At 38.3% G+C, this 20,989-nt stretch carries 15 protein-coding genes, 1 rRNA gene, 1 pseudogene and 1 riboswitch; of the genes and pseudogenes, 11 read left to right on the top strand and 6 right to left on the bottom strand.

Going from position 1 to position 20,989, the window contains the following annotated elements:
• Positions 1-53 precede the first annotated feature (53 nt).
• The 6 genes and pseudogenes from GQS55_RS08625 to GQS55_RS08600 form a co-directional block, all read right to left on the bottom strand.
• Positions 54-1,590 (bottom strand): 16S ribosomal RNA (locus GQS55_RS08625).
• Positions 1,591-2,308: 718 nt separating this feature from the next.
• On the bottom strand, positions 2,309-3,070 hold the full coding sequence (locus GQS55_RS08620; RefSeq protein WP_159819747.1) for an SDR family oxidoreductase: 762 nt from the start codon (positions 3,068-3,070) through the stop codon (positions 2,309-2,311).
• 29 nt (positions 3,071-3,099) lie between these two features.
• Positions 3,100-3,987, bottom strand: coding sequence for a 3-hydroxyisobutyrate dehydrogenase (gene mmsB / locus GQS55_RS08615; RefSeq protein ID WP_159819746.1), 888 nt, complete (start codon positions 3,985-3,987; stop codon positions 3,100-3,102).
• A gap of 115 nt (positions 3,988-4,102) precedes the next feature.
• Positions 4,103-5,242 (bottom strand): enoyl-CoA hydratase/isomerase family protein, encoded by a 1,140-nt coding sequence (locus GQS55_RS08610; protein ID WP_159819745.1) that lies wholly within the window; start codon positions 5,240-5,242, stop codon positions 4,103-4,105.
• A 141-nt stretch (positions 5,243-5,383) separates the two neighbouring features.
• Positions 5,384-6,540 (bottom strand): annotated as a pseudogene (locus GQS55_RS08605) (acyl-CoA dehydrogenase family protein).
• Between the two features lie 16 nt (positions 6,541-6,556).
• Entirely contained in the window at positions 6,557-7,741 is a 1,185-nt protein-coding gene (locus tag GQS55_RS08600; RefSeq protein WP_159819744.1) for an acetyl-CoA C-acyltransferase, read from the bottom strand.
• 302 nt (positions 7,742-8,043) lie between these two features.
• Here GQS55_RS08600 and GQS55_RS08595 point away from each other — a divergent pair, with 302 nt between their 5' ends.
• From GQS55_RS08595 to GQS55_RS08545, 11 genes are all read left to right on the top strand, one after another.
• On the top strand, positions 8,044-8,448 hold the full coding sequence (locus GQS55_RS08595) for a MerR family transcriptional regulator (protein ID WP_159819743.1): 405 nt from the start codon (positions 8,044-8,046) through the stop codon (positions 8,446-8,448).
• A gap of 60 nt (positions 8,449-8,508) precedes the next feature.
• Positions 8,509-9,678: an isovaleryl-CoA dehydrogenase gene (locus tag GQS55_RS08590; RefSeq protein ID WP_159819742.1), complete on the top strand. Its 1,170-nt coding sequence runs from the start codon at positions 8,509-8,511 to the stop codon at positions 9,676-9,678.
• A gap of 56 nt (positions 9,679-9,734) precedes the next feature.
• Positions 9,735-11,342 carry a carboxyl transferase domain-containing protein gene (locus GQS55_RS08585; RefSeq protein WP_159819741.1) on the top strand — a complete coding sequence of 536 codons (1,608 nt, stop codon included), beginning with the start codon at positions 9,735-9,737 and terminating at the stop codon, positions 11,340-11,342.
• 34 nt (positions 11,343-11,376) lie between these two features.
• Positions 11,377-12,171, top strand: a complete 795-nt coding sequence (locus GQS55_RS08580; RefSeq protein ID WP_159819739.1) for an enoyl-CoA hydratase/isomerase family protein — start codon at positions 11,377-11,379, stop codon at positions 12,169-12,171.
• A gap of 49 nt (positions 12,172-12,220) precedes the next feature.
• Positions 12,221-14,248 carry an acetyl/propionyl/methylcrotonyl-CoA carboxylase subunit alpha gene (locus GQS55_RS08575; protein ID WP_159819737.1) on the top strand — a complete coding sequence of 676 codons (2,028 nt, stop codon included), beginning with the start codon at positions 12,221-12,223 and terminating at the stop codon, positions 14,246-14,248.
• 9 nt (positions 14,249-14,257) lie between these two features.
• Positions 14,258-15,184, top strand: a complete 927-nt coding sequence (locus GQS55_RS08570; RefSeq protein WP_236559802.1) for a hydroxymethylglutaryl-CoA lyase — start codon at positions 14,258-14,260, stop codon at positions 15,182-15,184.
• 45 nt (positions 15,185-15,229) lie between these two features.
• The gene (locus GQS55_RS08565; protein WP_159819735.1) at positions 15,230-15,928 is read left to right on the top strand and encodes a CoA transferase subunit A; all 699 of its coding nucleotides are present in this window, start codon (positions 15,230-15,232) and stop codon (positions 15,926-15,928) included.
• 92 nt (positions 15,929-16,020) lie between these two features.
• Positions 16,021-16,677, top strand: coding sequence for a 3-oxoacid CoA-transferase subunit B (locus tag GQS55_RS08560; RefSeq protein ID WP_159819733.1), 657 nt, complete (start codon positions 16,021-16,023; stop codon positions 16,675-16,677).
• A 258-nt stretch (positions 16,678-16,935) separates the two neighbouring features.
• Positions 16,936-17,033: riboswitch (cyclic di-GMP riboswitch) on the top strand.
• 61 nt (positions 17,034-17,094) lie between these two features.
• On the top strand, positions 17,095-17,454 hold the full coding sequence (locus GQS55_RS08555) for a DUF3718 domain-containing protein (protein ID WP_236559801.1): 360 nt from the start codon (positions 17,095-17,097) through the stop codon (positions 17,452-17,454).
• Positions 17,455-17,684: 230 nt separating this feature from the next.
• Positions 17,685-18,854: a patatin-like phospholipase family protein gene (locus GQS55_RS08550; RefSeq protein ID WP_159819729.1), complete on the top strand. Its 1,170-nt coding sequence runs from the start codon at positions 17,685-17,687 to the stop codon at positions 18,852-18,854.
• Between the two features lie 92 nt (positions 18,855-18,946).
• A complete protein-coding gene (locus tag GQS55_RS08545) occupies positions 18,947-20,596 on the top strand; it encodes an amidohydrolase (protein ID WP_159819727.1) in 1,650 nt (549 codons plus the stop codon).
• The last annotated feature ends 393 nt before the right edge of the window (positions 20,597-20,989 follow it).

The raw sequence follows: 20,989 nt of genomic DNA, 5'->3' as shown, positions 1-20,989 counted from the left end.
ATACTCTGAATACTCTTAAAAGGGACATTCCATTATTCGTTTTTACTTCAAGATAAGGAGGTGATCCAACCCCAGGTTCCCCTAGGGTTACCTTGTTACGACTTCACCCCAGTCATGAAACACAAAGTGGTGACCGTCCTCCCGAAGGTTAAACTAGCCACTTCTTTTGCATCCCACTCCCATGGTGTGACGGGCGGTGTGTACAAGGCCCGGGAACGTATTCACCGTAGCATTCTGATCTACGATTACTAGCGATTCCGACTTCACGGAGTCGAGTTGCAGACTCCGATCCGGACTACGACAAGCTTTGTGGGATTCGCTCAACCTCGCGGTATTGCTGCCCTCTGTACCTGCCATTGTAGCACGTGTGTAGCCCATCCCGTAAGGGCCATGATGACTTGACGTCGTCCCCACCTTCCTCCGGTTTATCACCGGCAGTCTCCTTAGAGTTCCCGACATAACTCGCTGGCAAATAAGGATAGGGGTTGCGCTCGTTGCGGGACTTAACCCAACATTTCACAACACGAGCTGACGACAGCCATGCAGCACCTGTCACAGAGTTCCCGAAGGCACAAGTCTATCTCTAGTCTCTTCTCTGGATGTCAAGGGATGGTAAGGTTCTTCGCGTTGCATCGAATTAAACCACATGCTCCACCGCTTGTGCGGGCCCCCGTCAATTCATTTGAGTTTTAACCTTGCGGCCGTACTCCCCAGGCGGTCAACTTAGTGCGTTAGCTGCGCCACTCACGCCTCAAGGGCACAAACGGCTAGTTGACATCGTTTACGGCGTGGACTACCAGGGTATCTAATCCTGTTCGCTCCCCACGCTTTCGTTCCTCAGCGTCAGTATCTGTCCAGGTGGCCGCCTTCGCCACTGATGTTCCTTCCAATCTCTACGCATTTCACCGCTACACTGGAAATTCCACCACCCTCTACAGTACTCTAGTCTACCAGTTCAAAATGCAGTTCCAAGGTTGAGCCCTGGGCTTTCACATCTTGCTTAATAACCGCCTACGAACGCTTTACGCCCAGTAATTCCGATTAACGCTTGCACCCCTCGTATTACCGCGGCTGCTGGCACGAAGTTAGCCGGTGCTTCTTCTGTTGTTAACGTCACAGATGCAGCTATTAACACATCCTTTCCTCACAACTGAAAGTGCTTTACAACCCGAAGGCCTTCTTCACACACGCGGCATGGCTGCATCAGGCTTTCGCCCATTGTGCAATATTCCCCACTGCTGCCTCCCGTAGGAGTCTGGGCCGTGTCTCAGTCCCAGTGTGGCTGATCATCCTCTCAAACCAGCTAGAGATCGTCGCCTTGGTGAGCCATTACCTCACCAACTAGCTAATCTCACTTGGGCTAATCAAATGGCGAGAGGTCCGAAGATCCCCCCCTTTGGTCCGTAGACGTTATGCGGTATTAGCAGTCGTTTCCAACTGTTGTCCCCCACCATAAGGCATATTCCCAAGCATTACTCACCCGTCCGCCGCTCGTCAGCAGATAGCAAGCTATCTCTGTTACCGCTCGACTTGCATGTGTTAAGCCTGCCGCCAGCGTTCAATCTGAGCCATGATCAAACTCTTCAATTAAAAATCGTTTGTGTAACCTCACCATTCTTACCTAAGTAAAAGTGATGTGTTACTGCTCAATGAATTCTGTCGTGATACCAGCAAAGCTGATATCGCATTACATAGTCGCTACCTATCTCGCTAGAAATAAGTAACTATATTTATTTGCATGAACATCATTCATTAAGCGTTTTTTTGTTCCGCTTTCCTAAGAAAGAAGAACTATGTAAAAACAAGTTAATGTGAGTATTCACACAAATTGCATGATAACTAATTGTTAAAGAAGATATCGATTAACCAGGTTAGTCGATATAGATGAGAGTCGCATTCGCTCTTCACCTAAACGATTTAAGTTGAACTATTGTCTAACTTGAATCGTGTTGCTCGTTGCTGTTGCCCCGAAGCAGGATGCATATTATACGCTTCCGAGTTTTAATGTCAACGTTTTATTTTGATTTTTTAAAAGTTTTTGCAAACTCTTAAACACTTCATTACTTAAATCAAAAGTAAACGTTAAGTTAATCAATATTCATTAAATGAAAGGAGATAACTTATTAAAACAGTCCGTTGATGATTCGTTTTGCCTGAACCCCTTGGAACTGGAGCGCATTGTATAGATTTCTCTTACTGGGTCAAGCATAAATATCATTATTTTTGCATTTATTTATCAATTAATGTTTAAGTGTTTAAAGCTCATTCAATTAAGTCAAAAAACACTCAAAAACATGGCATTATTGTTTTACATTGCCAATCCACCATCAACTTCTACCACCCTGCCACTGAAAAATTCATTTTCAAAAATGTATTTTGCAGTATGTGCAATTTCTTCTGCTTCACCCAAGCGCCCAACGGGTTTCATTTTTTCTAATCTATCTCGCATTTCCGGTTTCATCGCATCAGTCATAGCAGTACGTATAACACCAGGTGCTATTGCCCCAACACGAATACCGTGTCGACCTAACTCTCTTGCCCATGTTGTTGTCATCGCAACCACACCAGCTTTTGCTGCAGCGTAATTAGTTTGTCCTATGTTTCCACCACGTGCGATTGATGACATATTAATAATGACACCTTTACGACCAGACTCAATCATATGCACTGCAGCTTCTCTACCACACAGAAAAACACCCGTTAAATTAACATCAATTACAGATTGGAATTGCGCTAATGACATTTTTTTACTTACTACACCATCTTTAGCTTTAACAAACATACCATCACGTAATATGCCTGCATTATTAATTAAGCCATCGATACCATTAAAGTCCTCATTAATTTGCTTAAAGGTCGATTCAACTTGCTCTTCATTACTCACGTTTGCTAAATAGTATTTAACTGTTACGCCTTTTTCTTCAATAAGTGCTACTGTTTCTTCCAATAATGCTTCATTTAAATCAATTAACGCTATATTGGCTCCACTTTGAGCAAAGTTAATTGCCATTGTACGGCCTAGACCTTGACCACCACCAGTAATGACAATTGTTTTATTCTCTAAGTTCATAATATTCTCTATTTATACTTTATTAATAGTTATTTGTTAAATAGGTTAAATATGCTGGAGAAGTCCTTTCCACCATTACCCGACGCCGCATGCATTACATACAAATTACGTGCTAATGCTCCCATAGGGGTTGATGATTGACTATCAACTGCTGTATCCATAGCTAAACCTAAGTCTTTTGCCATCAAGTCAACCATAAATCCACCTTTATAATCGTTTGATGAGGGAACATTTTCCATTACATCCGGGCACGGATTATAAACATCTAATGTCCAATTACTGCCTGAACTTTCACTCATAATGTTAGATAAAACCTTTGCATCTAACCCATTTGCTAAACCTAATTGTAATGCTTCACTCGTACCAATCATTAATACAGACAACAACATATTATTACAGGCTTTGGCTATTTGCCCTGCGCCATGATCACCTGCGTGGAAAATATTTTTACCCATAGTTTTTAAAATGGGTTCTACTTGGTTAAACTCATCAATAGATCCTCCCACCATAAAGCTTAATGTGCCAGCAACTGCACCGCCAACGCCACCAGAGACAGGAGCATCAACAAAATTAATACCTTGGCCTGCTAATGCGGAAGCTACTTTACGCGATGTTGCAGCATCAATCGTTGAAGAATCAATAACGACACTACCTTTTTCAATATGGTTAATTAATCCTGTTTCAGCTGTTAAATAAACCCCTTCAACATGCTTTCCTGCAGGCAGCATGGAAACAATAAACTGTGCATTTTTCACACACTCGATTGCACTTGCTTTAGTCGTAGCACCTTGAGCGACAACTTGAGCGACGGCAGACTCAGATAAATCAAAGACACAAACTTGATGTCCTGCTTTAACTAAGTTAATAGCCATTGGGCTCCCCATATTACCTAAACCGATAAATGCTATATTTGCCATTGTTCTTTCCTTATATTTTTATAATGATAATTTTTTGAAATAAACAGTATTTAACATTTTATTCTTCTGTATATATTCCTAGTTACTAAACCTTAAGTCGTTTATTTCTCAATAACTAAAGCCCTAAAGCTAATAGCGGGTGTTCTTCTTTTGCCCACTTAGATTCAAAAAACCAATCCACTACTTTATTATCAACAGCAGCAACAGAGTCAAAATGCCATTGAGGGGAATTATCTTTATCAATTAAAAGGGCTCTTACACCTTCAACAAATTCACCAAACTGGCCTGATTTAGCGGAGAGGTTTAGTTCCATTCTGAAGCAGTCAGCCAAAGATAATGTTTTACCTACTTGTAGCTGTTTATAAGCAATAGAAGCACTCAAAGCGCTACCATGTGCTAATGACTTTTGTGCTCGATTAAACCATTTATCTTCGCATTCAGCGATTAATATGCTTTTTACAATGTCATTAAGGTTATCGAAACTAGTCACTTGATTAATTAAGGCCTTGTGTTCGTTAAGTTTACTATCAGGTAAGTAACTAGCTGAGTCTTGCTCGAAACTTAACAAAAGATCAGAAAGACTCTTATGGTTAGCTTTTGAAGATTCTTGCCAATCTAGTTGAGTTAACTGCTTTATAAATACATCTTTATTATCATTTGCCACAAAATAATCAGCTAAATGACAATATTTAGCGTCGGCTGCATTGATAGAAGCGCCGGTAATGCCTAAAAATAAACCACAGTTATCAGGCATACGATTTAAAAAGTAACTTCCTCCCACATCAGGATACAGACCAATACTAATTTCAGGCATTGCAATACGAGAACTCTCAGTCACTACGCGATGGCTACCGCCAACCATTAGCCCCAGCCCTCCCCCCATGACAATGCCACTTCCCCATACGATAAAGGGTTTATTGAAAGTATGGATAAGATAATCTAGTTGATATTCTTTGGTAAAATACTCTATGACCTCTGGAGAATAACCATCTGAATTCTCTTGCGTTTCTAGTTTTTTCATCGCTTGATACATATGTACGATGTCACCGCCAGCACAAAAAGCTTTTTCTCCTTCACCTTGTAAAAAAATAGCAGCGATATTTTCTTGTGTTTGCCACTGCTTTAATTTTGGATAGAGTAAATCGATCATGTCAGCGCTTAACGCATTTAATGATTTTGGTGAATTTAAGGTAATTACCGCTATTGTCTTACCATTATCACAATGAAGTTCTTGAAATTTTACTACTTGAGTCATATAAAGTTCCTACTTACTTTGCTATCGCGAGCCCTTGCTTGATTTTTTCAATACTATTAATTTACTAAGCATATTGACGTTTATTTAAAGAGATTGAATTCCAACAATTTACTGATGTGAATCAAATATCTTCCAAGTCGGTTAAAGTAGTTGACCTGCACCTTCGGCTAATAAACGACGTGCTATAATGACACGCATAATTTCATTAGTACCTTCAAGGATCTGATGGACACGCACATCTCTAAAGTGTCGTTCTAATGGGTATTCTTTAATGTAGCCATAACCACCATGGATTTGCAGTGCAGCATCACACACTTGAAAACCGATATCAGTAGCAAAACGTTTTGCCATGGCACAATAGGCTGTTTTCTCTGGGTCATTCTGATCTAATTTATACGCGGCTAATCTTACCAACTGACGGGCAGCAACTAATTCCGTTGCCATATCAGCTAATTTAAATTGTAAGCCCTGAAATGCAGCAATAGGTTTACCAAATTGCTCTCTTTCTTTCATATATTCCATTGAAATATTTAAAGCCTGCTGAGCGGTGCCAATAGAGCAAGTTGCAATATTAATACGACCACCATCAAGGCCTTTCATTGCCATTGAAAACCGTCACCTTCATTACCTAACAAATTCTCAACAGGAACTTTTACATTATCAAAGGTAATCTGACGCGTAGGTTGAGCATTCCAGCCAAGCTTATGCTCAGCTTTCCCATAAATAATACCGTCTAAATTAGCAGGAATAGCAATTGCTGAAATACCTTTAGGGCCTTCTCCACCGGTACGTACCATTACAACTAAAACATCTGTGGCGCCTGCACCGGAAATAAAGACTTTAGAGCCATTGATGACATAATTATCACCCTCTTTTTTTGCTGACGTTCTTAGTGAAGCAGCATCAGAGCCAGCCCCAGGCTCGGTTAAACAATAAGAAGCAAGCTTTTCACCTGTGACTAATGATGGACACCAGGTATCCTTTATAGCATCCTTGCCCCAGGTTGCTATCATCCATGTTGCCATATTATGAATAGTCATCATGGCAGTAGTAGCCGTACACCCCATGGCTAATTGTTCAAAAATTATAGAGGAATCCAGACGGCTTAGATTTAACCCCCCTGCTGATTCAGGTGTATATAAAGAACAGAAACCTAATTCACCGGCTTTAGCAATAACATCTTTTGGGAAAATACTTTCTTGATCCCATTTAGCACTATTAGGTAATAGTTCACTATCACTAAATTGTTTAGCGGTATCAGCAAACATTTGTTGATCTTCAGTTAAGTCAAAATTCATAATATTTCCTAATTAATTATAACATTTCCAAGGCAATAGCCGTTGCTTCACCGCCACCTATGCATAAAGAAGCAATCCCTTTAGATAAGCCTTTATTTTTTAGAGCATGAATAAGTGTCACCATAATACGTGCACCACTTGCACCTAATGGATGACCTAATGCACAAGCACCACCGTTAACATTAACTTTATTCATATCTAAATCCATATCTTTAACGGCTAGCATAGTCACCATTGCAAATGCTTCATTGATTTCAAATAAATCAACATCGTCTGCTGCCCAGCCTGCTTTTTCTAATAATTTGGTCATTGCACCTACAGGTGCTGCTGTAAATTCAGCTGGTTTTTGTGCATGAGTTGCATGAGCCACTATTTTACAAAGTGGCGTTAAACCTCGCGCTTGCGCAGTTGATAGCTTCATCATAACTAGCGCTGCGCCACCATCGGAAATTGAACTAGAATTCGCAGCGGTTATTGTTCCATCTTTTTTGAAAGCGGCTCTTAATGAAGGTATTTTTTCTGGGCGAGCATTACCCGGTTGTTCATCTGTATCTATAATGGTTTCTTGTCGTCTATTTATTACAGTGACGGGTGCGATTTCATTTCTAAAAGCGCCTGACTCAATCGCTGCGTTAGCACGAGATAAAGAGCGGATAGCAAACTCATCCATCGCTTCACGACTAAAACCTGCTTCATCAGCTGTTTCCTGCGCAAAACAGCCCATAGAAATACCATCATAGGCATTCTCTAATCCATCAAGCATCATATGATCGATGACTTGACCGTGCCCCATTCTCATACCGGCTCTAGCATTGGGTAAAAGGTAGGGTGCATTACTCATACTTTCCATCCCGCCAGCAACAGCAATTTCAATTGAGCCTGCAAGTAATCCATCATGAGCTTGCATTGCAGCTTTCATACCTGATCCACACACTTTATTAATAGTGGTACAAACCGTTGATAAAGATAAATCCGCGGCAATAGCTGCTTGTCTCGCTGGTGCCTGCTTTAAACCTGCGGGTAAAACACACCCCATGATGACCTCATCGACTTGATCATTGCTTAATTTCGCTTGAGCTACAGCAGCTTTTATCGCGGTTGCACCAAGTTCGGGGGCTGTAACATTTGAAAAACAGCCGCTAAAACCACCCATAGGGGTTCTTAATGCTGAAACAATTACAATAGGATCACTCTGTGACATGATAATCTCCAAAATAAGAAAGATGATATAAATTTTAGTAATATTAAGCTAAATAGCCTACAACAATATAACGTTTACGCCAACGTAAACTTTAGTACTAGTCTTTACTCTTATTTACAACGTCGTATTTATTTCGTTACTGTGATTAAAATAAAAAATACAGAAACTTGAAAATAATTAACTAAGATAATGCTAATAATCGTTTTAATATATTATGAAGGCATTACCTAAAAACACACTTTACGTTTACGTAAACTTCATGTAAAGTAATTTTAACAATAACTGTCAGTAACGAATACCACATGAATATAAAAACTAAACCAAATCAAACTAGCTACGCTATTGGGGAATTATCAAAAGAGTTTGATATTACTACGCGTAGTATTCGTTTTTATGAAGATCAAGGCCTACTTATGCCTTCACGTAAAGGGCAAACTCGTATTTATAACCAACGAGATAGAGTTAGGCTTAAGTTAATATTACGTGGTAAGCGTTTAGGTTTTTCATTAGCTGAAACGGGAAAACTGTTTGAACTGTATGACGCAGACAAATCAAGCGCAAAACAGTTATCAAGTATGATGGAATTAATCGCAAACAAAAAAAAATCATTAGAGCAGCAGCTTGCTGACATTAACGATGTATTAATTGAGCTAAATGATTTAGAAGAAAATTGTCAAAATATACTAACAAAATTAACAAAACAATAAAAACGCTAACAAAAATAAATAAACCACTTTAGTTAACCAGATTAAAAAAAAGGAAAATCTATGATCTCTTCATTTAGCTCACTTAATTTTAACTTAGGCGAAACCGTCGATATGATCCGCGATCAAGTGAATGCTTTTGCTCGTGATGAAATTGCGCCACGCGCCGAAAAAATAGACATAGATAATGAATTCCCTAGCGACTTATGGCGTAAATTTGGTGATATGGGGTTATTAGGCATGACTGTTGAAGAAGAATATGGCGGCTCTGGCTTAGGTTACTTAGAGCATATCGTTGCTATGCAAGAAATTAGTAGAGCTTCCGCTTCTGTCGGCTTAAGTTATGGCGCTATGTCTAATTTATGTTTAAACCAACTGCGCAAAAATGGATCCCATGAACAAAAACTAAAGTACCTTCCTAAACTTTGTACTGGCGAACATGTTGGCGCATTGGCGATGAGCGAACCTAACGCCGGTAGTGATGTTGTTAGTATGAAGCTCTCTGCTAGGAAAGATGGTGATAAATACATTCTTAATGGCAATAAAATGTGGATCACCAATGGTCCAGATGCCGATGTTTATGTGATTTATGCTAAAACAGATACCAGCGCGGGTTCGAAAGGTATTACTGCTTTTATCGTTGAGCGTGACTACCCTGGTTTTTCTCGCCATCAAAAACTCGATAAATTAGGCATGCGTGGCTCTAATACTTGCGAACTTGTATTTCAAGACTGTGAAGTGCCTGCAGAAAACATCTTAGGTCATGAAGGTAAAGGTGTACGTGTGCTAATGTCAGGTTTAGATTATGAACGTGTTGTTTTATCTGGTGGTTCGTTAGGCATTATGGATGCTTGTATGGATTTAGTCGTACCTTATATTCATGACAGAAAGCAATTTGGCCAATCAATTGGAGAGTTTCAATTAGTACAAGGCAAAGTGGCTGATATGTACACGCAAATGAATGCCGCAAAATCATACGCTTATATGGTTGCAGCAGCCTGTGATCGCGGTGAAACGACACGTAAGGATTCCGCTGCAGTTATTTTGTATGCGGCAGAGCTAGCCACCAAAATGGCGCTCGATACGATTCAATTACTTGGCGGCAATGGCTATATCAATGAATTTCCTGCGGGACGGTTATTACGTGACGCTAAACTTTATGAAATTGGCGCCGGTACTTCTGAAATTCGAAGAATGCTGATCGGGCGTGAGTTGTTCAACGAATCAAAGTAATCATTTGTTTTATTACTAATTAATCCAACTACTTCGTTAAATAATAAGGCTTTCCCGTGGCAAAAATAATTTCAAAAATAAACACTCGCAGTCAAGATTTCTTAGATAATGCTGCTCACATGCAATCACAAATTGATGATTTACGTGCAAAGATTAGTGAAATAAAACTGGGTGGTGGCGAACGTTCACGAGAACGCCACCTTAGCCGAGGAAAATTATTACCTCGTGATCGCGTCAATGCATTAATTGATGAGGGCGCTGCCTTTTTAGAGTTTTCACAACTCGCCGCTTACAAAGTTTATGATGATGATGTGCCTAGTGCAGGTATTATCACTGGCATTGGTCGTGTTAGCGGTCAAGAATGTGTAATAGTTGCTAATGACGCTACCGTAAAGGGTGGGACATACTATCCACTAACGGTTAAAAAACACCTTAGAGCACAGGCTATCGCACAAGAAAATAATCTTCCTTGTATTTATTTAGTAGATTCTGGCGGAGCTAACTTACCGAATCAAGAAGATGTATTCCCAGATAGAGAACATTTTGGACGTATTTTCTTTAATCAAGCCAATATGTCAGCTAAAAACATCCCACAAATTGCGGTTGTTATGGGTTCATGTACGGCAGGTGGTGCTTATGTGCCAGCAATGGCTGATGAATCTATTATTGTTAAAGAACAAGGCACAATATTTTTAGCCGGACCTCCTCTGGTAAAAGCAGCAACAGGTGAAGTTGTTAGTGCAGAAGATTTAGGTGGCGCTGATGTACATTGTCGTACTTCAGGTGTTACCGATCACTATGCACAAAATGATCATCATGCACTTGAGATTGCACGTTCTGCTATTAAGAATTTAAATAACATAAAATCTATCAATATTGATATACAAGAAGTTATTGAGCCTGAATACCCTAGCGAAGATATTTACGGCATTATTCCAAAAGATACTCGCCAACCTTATGACGTACGAGAAATTATTGCTCGCCTTGTGGATGCCAGTGAATTCCACGAATTTAAAGCACTTTATGGCAACACCTTAGTATGTGGCTTCGCTAATATATTCGGCTACCCTGTTGGAATTGTTGCCAATAATGGAGTGCTCTTTGGTGAATCAGCCGAGAAAGGTGCGCATTTTATTCAATTATGTGCTCAACGAAAAATTCCATTGGTATTTTTACAAAACATCACCGGTTTTATGGTAGGTAAACAATATGAGTCAGGTGGTATAGCAAAACATGGTGCCAAAATGGTAACGGCTGTTGCGACAGCACAAGTTCCTAAGTTTACTATTTTGATTGGTGGCAGCTTTGGTGCCGGTAATTATGGTATGTGCGGTAGAGCTTACGATCCTCGTTTCTTATTTATGTGGCCAAATGCACGAATTTCTGTGATGGGTGGTGAGCAAGCTGCGGGCGTTATGGCACAAGTAACACGTGATAAAAAAGAAAAGTTAGGTGAAACTTGGAGTGAATCAGACGAACAAGCATTTAAACAGCCAATTATTGATAATTATGAACATCAAGGTCACCCTTACTTTGCTTCAGCACGATTATGGGATGATGGCATTATTGATCCTGCTGATACCCGTCAAGTATTAGGCTTAGCTATTTCAGCCGCATTAAACTCCCCAATTGATGATACTAAGTTTGGCATCTTTAGAATGTAATACTGGTGTTAAGAGAAAAGTAAGGCGCATTAATATGAACACACCTAATGAAAAGGTTTTATTTAAGGTAGATGAGCAAGGTGTTGCTATCGTGACTTTAAATAATCCAGATAAACACAATGCTTTCGATGATGAAATCATCAAAAAATTAACAACTATATTTAATGATATTAGTAAGCGCGACGATATTAGTATCATGGTCCTAGCATCAAACGGAAAAAGCTTTAGCGCGGGTGCCGACCTAGGTTGGATGAAACGTATGGCCAGTTATTCTTATCAGGATAACTTGAAGGATGCTAACGCCCTAGCCCAAATGTTAAAAGCATTAAATTTCTTACCACAAACAACAATAGCCAAAATTCAGGGTGCAGCTTTTGGTGGTGCAGTAGGTTTAGCAAGTTGTTGCGATATTGTTATTGCGAGCACTAAAGCAAGCTTCTGTTTAAGTGAAGTTAAATTAGGTCTTATTCCTGCAACTATCAGTCCTTACGTTGTCGATGCTATCGGGTTAAAGGCGAGTCGTCGTTACTTTCAAACCGCAGAGCGATTTTTCAGTGAAAAAGCACAGCAATTGGGCTTAGTTGACGAAATTGTAGAGCCTGAAGACTTAGCCAATGAAGTCAAAAAAATGATAACCATATTACTTGCTAACGGTAGTCAAGCTAGACGAAAAGCAAAAAAACTAAGTCAATATGTTGCGTTTAAAACCATAGATGATGCGTTACTAGCAAATACCAGTGAGCGAATAGCTGCAATCCGAGTATCAGAAGAAGGTCAAGAAGGCTTAAATGCTTTTTTTGAAAAACGTTTGCCAAATTGGCAAAAATAAAAAGTATTAATGGCATTTATTTATAGGCCTGAATTCAAGAGGAAATAACATGTTCAATAAAATATTAATTGCTAATCGTGGTGAAATTGCCTGTCGTATTATAAAAACAGCTAAAAGTATGGGCGTTTTAACCGTAGCTATTTATTCAGACGCAGACAAAAATGCCTTACATGTACAAATGGCCGATGAAGCTATTTATATAGGTCCCTCACCATCACGTGAGAGCTACCTTTTAGGCGATAATGTTATTGCTGCTGCAATTCAAACAGGCGCACAGGCAATTCACCCTGGTTATGGTTTCCTCTCTGAAAATGCTGATTTCTGTCGTTCTTGTGCGAAGAAAAACATTACCTTTATTGGTCCGCCGGTAGCTGCAATAGAAGCTATGGGGTCAAAGTCAGCCGCTAAAAACATTATGGAAAAAGCCAACGTACCTTTAGTACCTGGCTACCATGGCGACGACCAATCAAGTGAAATAATTAAAAAAGCTGCTGATGATATGGGCTATCCCGTATTATTAAAAGCGACCGCTGGCGGCGGTGGTAAAGGTATGCGCCAAGTATGGAGCGAACAAGAGTTTGAAGAAGGCCTCGCGGCAGCAAAACGAGAAGCAATGTCATCTTTTGGTGACGATACTATGTTAGTAGAGAAATATTTAACTCAACCTCGTCATGTTGAAATTCAAGTTTTTTGTGATAACCACAACAATGCCGTTTACTTATTCGAACGAGATTGTTCGGTTCAACGTCGTCACCAAAAAGTGATTGAAGAAGCCCCGGCTTTTGGTATGAGTGAAGAGTTACGTACACAAATGGGTAAGTCTGCAATAAAGTCAGCTCAAGCTATTGGTTATCAAGGCGCAGGTACGGTTGAGTTTTTACTTGATGTTAATGGCTCTTTCTATTTTATGGAGATGAATACTCGTCTACAGGTTGAGCATCCCGTCACTGAAATGATTAGTGGCCAAGATTTAGTTGAATGGCAATTGCGCGTTGCCGCTGGTGAAATATTACCTAAAACGCAAAAACAACTAGTGCTCAATGGACATGCTTTTGAAGCCCGTATTTATGCTGAAGATCCTGATAAAGACTTTCTACCGGCAACAGGTAAGCTAACCTTATTGCAAACACCTATTGAAAGTAAACATGTGCGCATTGATACCGGTGTATGCCAAGGAGATGAAGTAAGTGTTTATTATGATCCTATGATCGCAAAATTAATTGTATGGGATGAAAGTCGTGAAAAAGCACTAAAACGTTTAAGCAAAGCATTAAGCGAATATCGTATCAATGGTGTAACAACGAATATTGATTTCCTCTATAACTTAGCAACATCGCAACCGTTTATGGATGAAGAAATAGACACGAGTTTTATTGAAAAAAATAACGAGCTTATTTTCAATAATAAAAAACAAATATTACAAAACGAATTACCAATCGCCGCTTTATACCTCATCTTAACAATGCAACACCAAGCCCAAAAAGATGCGTTAAAAAGTAGTGATTCAAATTCACCTTGGCACAATGCCAATGCTTGGCGTTTAAATGAACCTTATATACATTCGTTCGCGCTAGCGCATAACGAAACAGAGTACAACGTTGAAGTTGAACAAAAAAAATACGTCTCTGATGTCTATTATTCACTGAATGTTAATGGTGAGCAATTTAATTGCCAAGGTAGCCTAAATAACGACCTTCTCATTACCACCATCAATGGTCACCGAAGTACAACAACGGTCAGCCTTATTAATAATAGTATTAATTTATACAGAGAAAATGGTGTATTCAACTTTATCTATATTTTACCTGATTGTGGTCAACATGATAATGAAGACGGACATGGTGGTTTAACGGCGCCAATGAATGGCACCATGATTAGTGTATTAGTAAAAACTGGCGATACCGTTAGTAAAAATCAACCGCTAGTTATTATGGAAGCAATGAAAATGGAACATACGATTAAAGCCCCCAGTGACGGCATCATTAATGAAATATTCTTTCAAGCAGGTGATATGGTTGATGGCGGAGCTGAGTTATTGGCATTTAGCGAACAAATAAGTGTCAATGATGAAGCATAAGGAGCTAGCATGAATAACATCTTATCCCCTCTTATGCCTACTCAAGTAAAAATAGTGGAAGTAGGACCAAGAGATGGCTTACAAAACGAAGCTAAGCTAATAAGCGCAAGTGATAAAATCAGCTTAATAGAAAAACTTGTTAGTGCAGGAGTTAGTTATGTTGAAAGCGGCAGTTTTGTGTCTCCTAAGTGGGTACCACAAATGGCAACGTCTACTGAAATATTTAAAACATTGAATCGTAAGAATAATGTCACTTATGCCGCGCTTACACCTAATATACGCGGGTTTGAAAATGCGATGGCAGTCAATGTTAATGAAGTAGCCATTTTTGGTGCTGCGTCAGAAAGCTTTAGCCAAAAAAATATTAACTGCTCAATTGAAGAAAGCTTAGAACGATTTATTCCTATTATGGATGCAGCGAAACAAGCCAACGTAAAAGTAAGGGGCTATGTTTCATGTGTTTTAGGCTGCCCTTACGAAGGAGATATAGCAGCAGAAGACGTTGCTAAAGTTGCTAAAAAACTCTACGAAATGGGCTGCTATGAAATATCTCTTGGCGATACAATCGGTGTTGGTACACCGGGTAAAGTCACACAAATGATACAAGCGGTTAGTGCTCATGTACCAATAAATAAGCTAGCGGTACATTTTCATGATACCTATGGACAAGCGTTAACCAATATTTACGCAGCTCTTCAAATGGGTATTAAGGTCGTCGATAGTGCTATTGCAGGTTTAGGTGGTTGTCCTTATGCTAAAGGTGCATCAGGTAATGTTGCTACTGAAGATGTTGTTTACATGTTAAATGGTTTAGGTATAGAAACAGGAATAGATTTTACAAAATTGCTTAAAGCTGGTTGGTATATCAGCGAAAAACTAGATAAAGCGCCAATATCAAAAGTATCAAATGCTTATCTGGCGAATAGAAACACATAGTATGTTAGCAAAAAATATAATAAATAAAGCATCGAGGAGAAAACAATGGCAGGGTTTGACAAAGTAGTTGCTAGTTACGAAGAAGCCATGGCTGGTCTAACTGACAACATGACTGTAATTGCAGGTGGTTTTGGCTTATGCGGAATTCCTGAAAACTTAATTCAGGAAATTAAACGTAAAAGTACAAAAGGATTAACATTAGTTTCTAATAACTGTGGTGTTGATGATTTTGGCTTAGGAATTTTATTGCCTGATCGCCAAATTAAAAAAATTATTGCTTCTTATGTTGGTGAAAATGCTGAGTTTGAGCGTCAAATGATGGCTGGTGAACTCGATGTAGAATTAACACCACAAGGGACATTAGCCGAAAAAATACGTGCTGGTGGTGCGGGAATACCCGCTTTTTTCACTGCAACAGGGTATGGAACCCCTGTTGCAGTAGGTAAAGAAGAAAGAGAGTTTAACGGTCGCCATTATATTCTAGAAGAAGCTATCACTGGTGATTTTGCTATTGTAAAAGCATGGAAAGCGGATCGATACGGTAACTTGGTTTTTAGAAAAACAGCACGTAATTTTAATCCAATGGCAGCAACCGCAGGTAAAATAACCGTTGTTGAAGTTGAAGAAATTGTCGAACCCGGCGAGCTAGATCCAGATCAAATTCATACTGCTGGAATTTATGTCGATAGACTAATTTTAGGCACCTTCGAGAAACGCATTGAACAACGCACTACCCGCTCATAGAACTAAGTTGAACAATAATTAACAGGTTGATAGCTAACTGCGATTGTCGATAAAAACAATAAACGCAGCTGTTACCCTAGAGGAGATAAATAATGGCGCTTTCCAGAGAACAACTTGCACAACGTGTAGCCCAAGAACTTCAAGATGGTTATTACGTTAATCTAGGCATTGGTATTCCAACCCTTGTCGCTAATTACGTACCTGAAGGGATTGAGGTTATGCTTCAATCTGAAAATGGCTTATTAGGAATGGGACAATTTCCCACTGAAGACGAAATTGATGCCGATCTTATTAATGCAGGTAAACAAACGGTTACTATGGCAACAGGTGCTTCTCTTTTTGATTCGGCCGAATCATTTGCCATGATCCGTGGTGGACATGTTGACCTAACCGTACTTGGGGCTTTTGAAGTTGATGTAAATGGTAATATTGCTTCTTATATGATCCCAGGAAAACTCATTAAAGGTATGGGTGGCGCAATGGACCTAGTAGCTGGTGCTGATAATATTATTGTTACCATGACTCATGCATCAAAGCATGGTGTGTCTAAATTATTAAAAAACTGTACGCTACCATTAACGGGAAAAGGCTGTATAAAAAAAGTGCTAACAGATTTAGCATATATAGAAATAAAAGAAGGAAAATTTCACTTGTTAGAGCGCGCACCTGGCGTATCTGTTGAAGAAATAATAAAACTAACTGAAGGTGAATTAGTTGTACATGAGAATACACCTGAAATGCAGTTTTAGTCTTGAATTAGTAAAGTTCAAAGTATAATTAGTTAACTTAAAATAATTATACTTTGATAAAAGAAACATACCTCAATTACAAATATACTTCGGCCTTATGTAACAAGATTGTAAACATGTTGTAAGTATAATGTCTCAACTTAAATTTATTAAATTTTTTGCCTTAATAAGTAATACTTATAATATGTTATTCTCTTATATAACAATAAACTAAATGAAATTTGCATTTATAATAAATATTAGAGATAATTAAATTTGACAAAGAAAAGGCAAAGCATATGAAAGTATGCGACGCAAAACCACCGGCCTACGGGATTTTCTAATACTGGATAATCTACGGCAGCGGAGTCACCTCGTTCATAGGTACATCCCGTGGTTTTTTCTTTTAATAATCCATTTAAATTAAAGGTTACTAAAATGAAAAAATTATTAATAGCTTCAACCATCACTATTTTAACTTTAACGTCTGTTGTATCGACACCTCAAGCACAAGCGACGAACATTGCACAAAGCATATGTGAGTATGTGGCTGCTGATGACAAGAAACGCATGCGTTCATTTTTAAAAATGAATAAATTAAAAATTCGTCGTATTTTCGACGGCATTGAGTGTAATGGCCAGAACTTATTAGAGTTTGCATCAACAAGTGGTTCTGTAGAAACAGGATCTTTGATGATTTCTAAATTACCAAAGAGTGTTGTTTCTGCTAACTTAGCATTGTTGCAAACTGGATCGAAACCATTGATTGATGTTGCTAACGAACGTGTTAGCAGCTAATAAATTATTTTCAGATAAGAAAACTACTTAATTATTACATCTTTTAGGTGCAAATAGTGACAAGTAGAAGATTAATTGTTAATAATTCTATGTCATTTTAAAAAACCAGCTTCTGCTGGTTTTTTTTCGGCTAACTTTCCCCCTTAGGCTAGCAGTATCAAATAAAAACACTTATAGTTGCAATTGACAAACAACATCTTAATCAACACTTTAATTCAAGATAATCATCGATGACTAGAAGACATAATTATGTTGCCACCCAAAACGCTTTAGTACTAACTGGTGGTGGGGCTCGAGCAGCCTATCAAGTAGGTGTTCTTTCAGCTATCGCTAAATTCGTACCTAGAAATCATGCTATTCCCTTCCCTATTTTATGTGGAACTTCTGCAGGGGCAATAAATACCACAGCCTTAGGATGTTATGCGTCATGCTTTCACTTAGGGGTAAAAAAGCTTGAGTGGGTGTGGAAAAACCTCGATACCAGTAAAATTTATCATAATAATACCCGAGGTGTTTTTGGGTATATAGGTAAAGCTATGTTCGCAAACTTTCAAGCTGATTATGCTAATAAATTACCTCGTAGTTTATTAAACAATGAACCGCTTCGTGACCTATTAAACTCGGTGATGAATTTTAAGCGTATTGATAATAATATTTTACAGGGGTACCTATCTGCTACCTCAGTCACCGCATCAAGTTATAGTACAGGTAACTCTATCAGCTTTTTTCAAGCTAATGATAATATAGCTCCTTGGAATAGAGAAAAGCGTTGTGGTCAAGCAACTCAACTTAATACTGAACATTTAATGGCTTCAGCAGCTATTCCCTTAGTATTTCCTTCGGTGAAGATTAAAAAAAACCACTTTGGCGATGGCTCAGTGCATCAATTATCACCCCTTAGTCCTGCTATTCACTTAGGTGCTAAGCGTATTTTTATTATCGGTGTTGAGCAACCCAAAGAGCCTATATATGCTAATGAAAATACCCCTCACCCACCTACAGCAGCAACTATTGCTGGCCATTTATTAGATTCCATATTCGCTGACACTATGAATAGTGATTTAGAGCGTATGGCCCGTATAAATGAAACCTTAAAACTAATCCCCAAAAGTAAAAAAGAAAATGTTGAAGGCTTAAAGCATATCGATAGTTTCATTATCAATCCAAGTAGTGACTTTAATACTATTGCACGAAACTATTATGACGATTTACCCTTACCTGTAAGAGTTCTCTTACGTAGCGCGGGTATTAATAATGATGCTGAATCAAGTCTTGTTAGTTACTTACTGTTTGAAAAAAACTTCTGCAGCGAACTAATACAACTAGGGTTTAATGATGCCATGGAACAAGAAAACCAAATCAGACATTTTTTAAACTTATATACGGTAACAAATAGCTAAAACAACCACCTAAACAAACAGCCAAAATGAATGTACCTATCAAGGCTTATGTTTTAATATAAAAACGCCCTCTTAAACCTAGGTTTGTACTAATGAAAAAAATTATACTTTTTACCTTACTCACTATTGTACACTTCCCAACATTTTCACAAACAACATTACTGAAAAATATTAATGGCTATACATTAAATAAAACAGGTGATCTTATACAATTTTCAGCCATGCAGTTTACTGATGATAAAATAGATCAACTATTTACTAGTGATGATAAATTGCCTATGCAAGACGTTCAAGAAATTGACGGTCACGGTAAAACACTATTACCTGGTTTGATTGATGCTCATGGGCATGTATTAGCTTACGGCTTAAGTTTAATGCAAGTTAATCTAAACAATGTTTTATCAGAGCAAGAAGCTGTTCAATTAGCCATTAACTTTCGTAAAAAAAATAAGAATGGGCAGTGGTTGTTAGGCCGAGGTTGGAATCAAGTTTTATGGGAAGGTCAACAATATCCAGCAGCAATTTCACTTGATGAATATTTCAAAAACACACCCGTTTGGTTTAGCCGCATTGATGGTCATGCAGGTTGGGCAAATTCAAAAGCGATGGAGTTAGCAGGTATTGATCATACCTCGGTTTCACCTAATGGTGGTGAAATAGTCAAAGATAAGCAAGGTAAACCTACCGGTATTTTTATTGATAATGCTACGAGTCTTATTACCGATAATATACCAATGGTTACACCGAAAGAAATGAAGGAAGTTTTAGTTAACGCTTTAAATGAATTAGCTAAAGTAGGCTTAACATCTGTTCATGATGCTGGCATTAGTAATGCAAATATTACGGCTTATAAAGCATTAGCGCTAGAAGATAATATGCCAATAAGAGTTAATGGTATGATCTATGTCGATGATAAAAATTTACAAGATTTATTAAAACAAGGTCACTTTAAATCGCCTGATGATAAATTTATTATCAATAGTGTAAAAATTTCAGCTGATGGTGCTTTAGGTAGTAGAGGGGCGTCATTAATTGAGGATTATTCCGACTTAAGTAATCATAAAGGGTTATTACTTTACAACGAAAAAACTCTAGCTTCATTGATACAAACTGTGATGATGGCAGGTTTTCAAGTCAACACTCATGCGATTGGAGATAATGCGAATAAACTTGTATTAGACCTTTATCAACAATATATAAAAAGTTCAAAAACAAAAAATATGCGTCACAGAATAGAACATTCTCAAATTCTTCGTTTGAAAGACATTCCTCGTTTTAACGAGTTAGGCGTAATCGCATCAATGCAAGCCACACACGCTACTAGTGATAAAAATATGGCACAAGACCGATTAGGTGAAGAAAGAATATTAGGTGCTTACGCATGGAAAAAGTTAATAAAAGCTAATGCTATCATTGCTGGCGGCTCAGACTTCCCTATTGAATCAACTAATCCATTTTTTGGCCTTCATGCAAGTGTCACAAGACAAGATCATCAAAACAAGCCTAGTTTAGGATGGTTTCCAGAAGAGTCCATGTCTATAAAGGAAGCGTTTAAAACATTTACGGTAAATGCCGCCTATGCAGCACATCAAGAGGATATAATTGGCACATTAGCTAAAGATAAGAAAGCTGACTTTATTATTATCGATCAAGATATTTTTAACATTCAAAGCTCTGAAACCTGGAAAACTAAAGTTTTACAAACTTGGGTAGGCGGTAAACAACTTATTATCAATGATTAATATGCTGTATTAGAGCGTAAGGATCCAAAAAAGTATAATTATTAGGCGTGTTGATATGAATTTTATCTATAGGTTTTTTACAGTAGCTTCCTTGAAATAATTAAAAGAGATAATATAAATAAATTCAATTATGTATTATCTCGTCAACTAAAGATTATCTATTAAAATGGCGCTGGCCCAAAATACTCATGTTATAAATCTTCGATAACCCCATGCTTATGCACACTAAAACATGCGTTATATCGCTTTCTAAAATAAAAACACACTTGCCACCCGGCAAATTATTGCCGTCAATTTACTGACAACCTTTTTTCGTATGGAACAGCATACAAAACACCCACTTAAAAAACAAATAAAAGCAATAAAAATCAAACGCTTAACTACGAACAACAA

This window comes from Colwellia sp. 20A7 (genome assembly GCF_009832865.1).
Lineage (GTDB): Bacteria > Pseudomonadota > Gammaproteobacteria > Enterobacterales > Alteromonadaceae > Colwellia.
This window is presented reverse-complemented; position numbering and strand designations above follow the sequence as displayed.

What these genes read in the sequence shown, in the direction of transcription:
- GQS55_RS08620 (WP_159819747.1), bottom strand. Translation starts at nt 3,070, where the DNA reads ATGAACTTAGAGAATAAAACAATTGTCATTACTGGTGGTGGTCAAGGT.
- mmsB (WP_159819746.1), bottom strand. Translation starts at nt 3,987, where the DNA reads ATGGCAAATATAGCATTTATCGGTTTAGGTAATATGGGGAGCCCAATG.
- GQS55_RS08610 (WP_159819745.1), bottom strand. Translation starts at nt 5,242, where the DNA reads ATGACTCAAGTAGTAAAATTTCAAGAACTTCATTGTGATAATGGTAAG.
- GQS55_RS08600 (WP_159819744.1), bottom strand. Translation starts at nt 7,741, where the DNA reads ATGTCACAGAGTGATCCTATTGTAATTGTTTCAGCATTAAGAACCCCT.
- GQS55_RS08595 (WP_159819743.1), top strand. Translation starts at nt 8,044, where the DNA reads ATGAATATAAAAACTAAACCAAATCAAACTAGCTACGCTATTGGGGAA.
- GQS55_RS08590 (WP_159819742.1), top strand. Translation starts at nt 8,509, where the DNA reads ATGATCTCTTCATTTAGCTCACTTAATTTTAACTTAGGCGAAACCGTC.
- GQS55_RS08580 (WP_159819739.1), top strand. Translation starts at nt 11,377, where the DNA reads ATGAACACACCTAATGAAAAGGTTTTATTTAAGGTAGATGAGCAAGGT.
- GQS55_RS08575 (WP_159819737.1), top strand. Translation starts at nt 12,221, where the DNA reads ATGTTCAATAAAATATTAATTGCTAATCGTGGTGAAATTGCCTGTCGT.
- GQS55_RS08570 (WP_236559802.1), top strand. Translation starts at nt 14,258, where the DNA reads ATGAATAACATCTTATCCCCTCTTATGCCTACTCAAGTAAAAATAGTG.
- GQS55_RS08565 (WP_159819735.1), top strand. Translation starts at nt 15,230, where the DNA reads ATGGCAGGGTTTGACAAAGTAGTTGCTAGTTACGAAGAAGCCATGGCT.
- GQS55_RS08560 (WP_159819733.1), top strand. Translation starts at nt 16,021, where the DNA reads ATGGCGCTTTCCAGAGAACAACTTGCACAACGTGTAGCCCAAGAACTT.
- GQS55_RS08555 (WP_236559801.1), top strand. Translation starts at nt 17,095, where the DNA reads ATGAAAAAATTATTAATAGCTTCAACCATCACTATTTTAACTTTAACG.
- GQS55_RS08550 (WP_159819729.1), top strand. Translation starts at nt 17,685, where the DNA reads ATGACTAGAAGACATAATTATGTTGCCACCCAAAACGCTTTAGTACTA.
- GQS55_RS08545 (WP_159819727.1), top strand. Translation starts at nt 18,947, where the DNA reads ATGAAAAAAATTATACTTTTTACCTTACTCACTATTGTACACTTCCCA.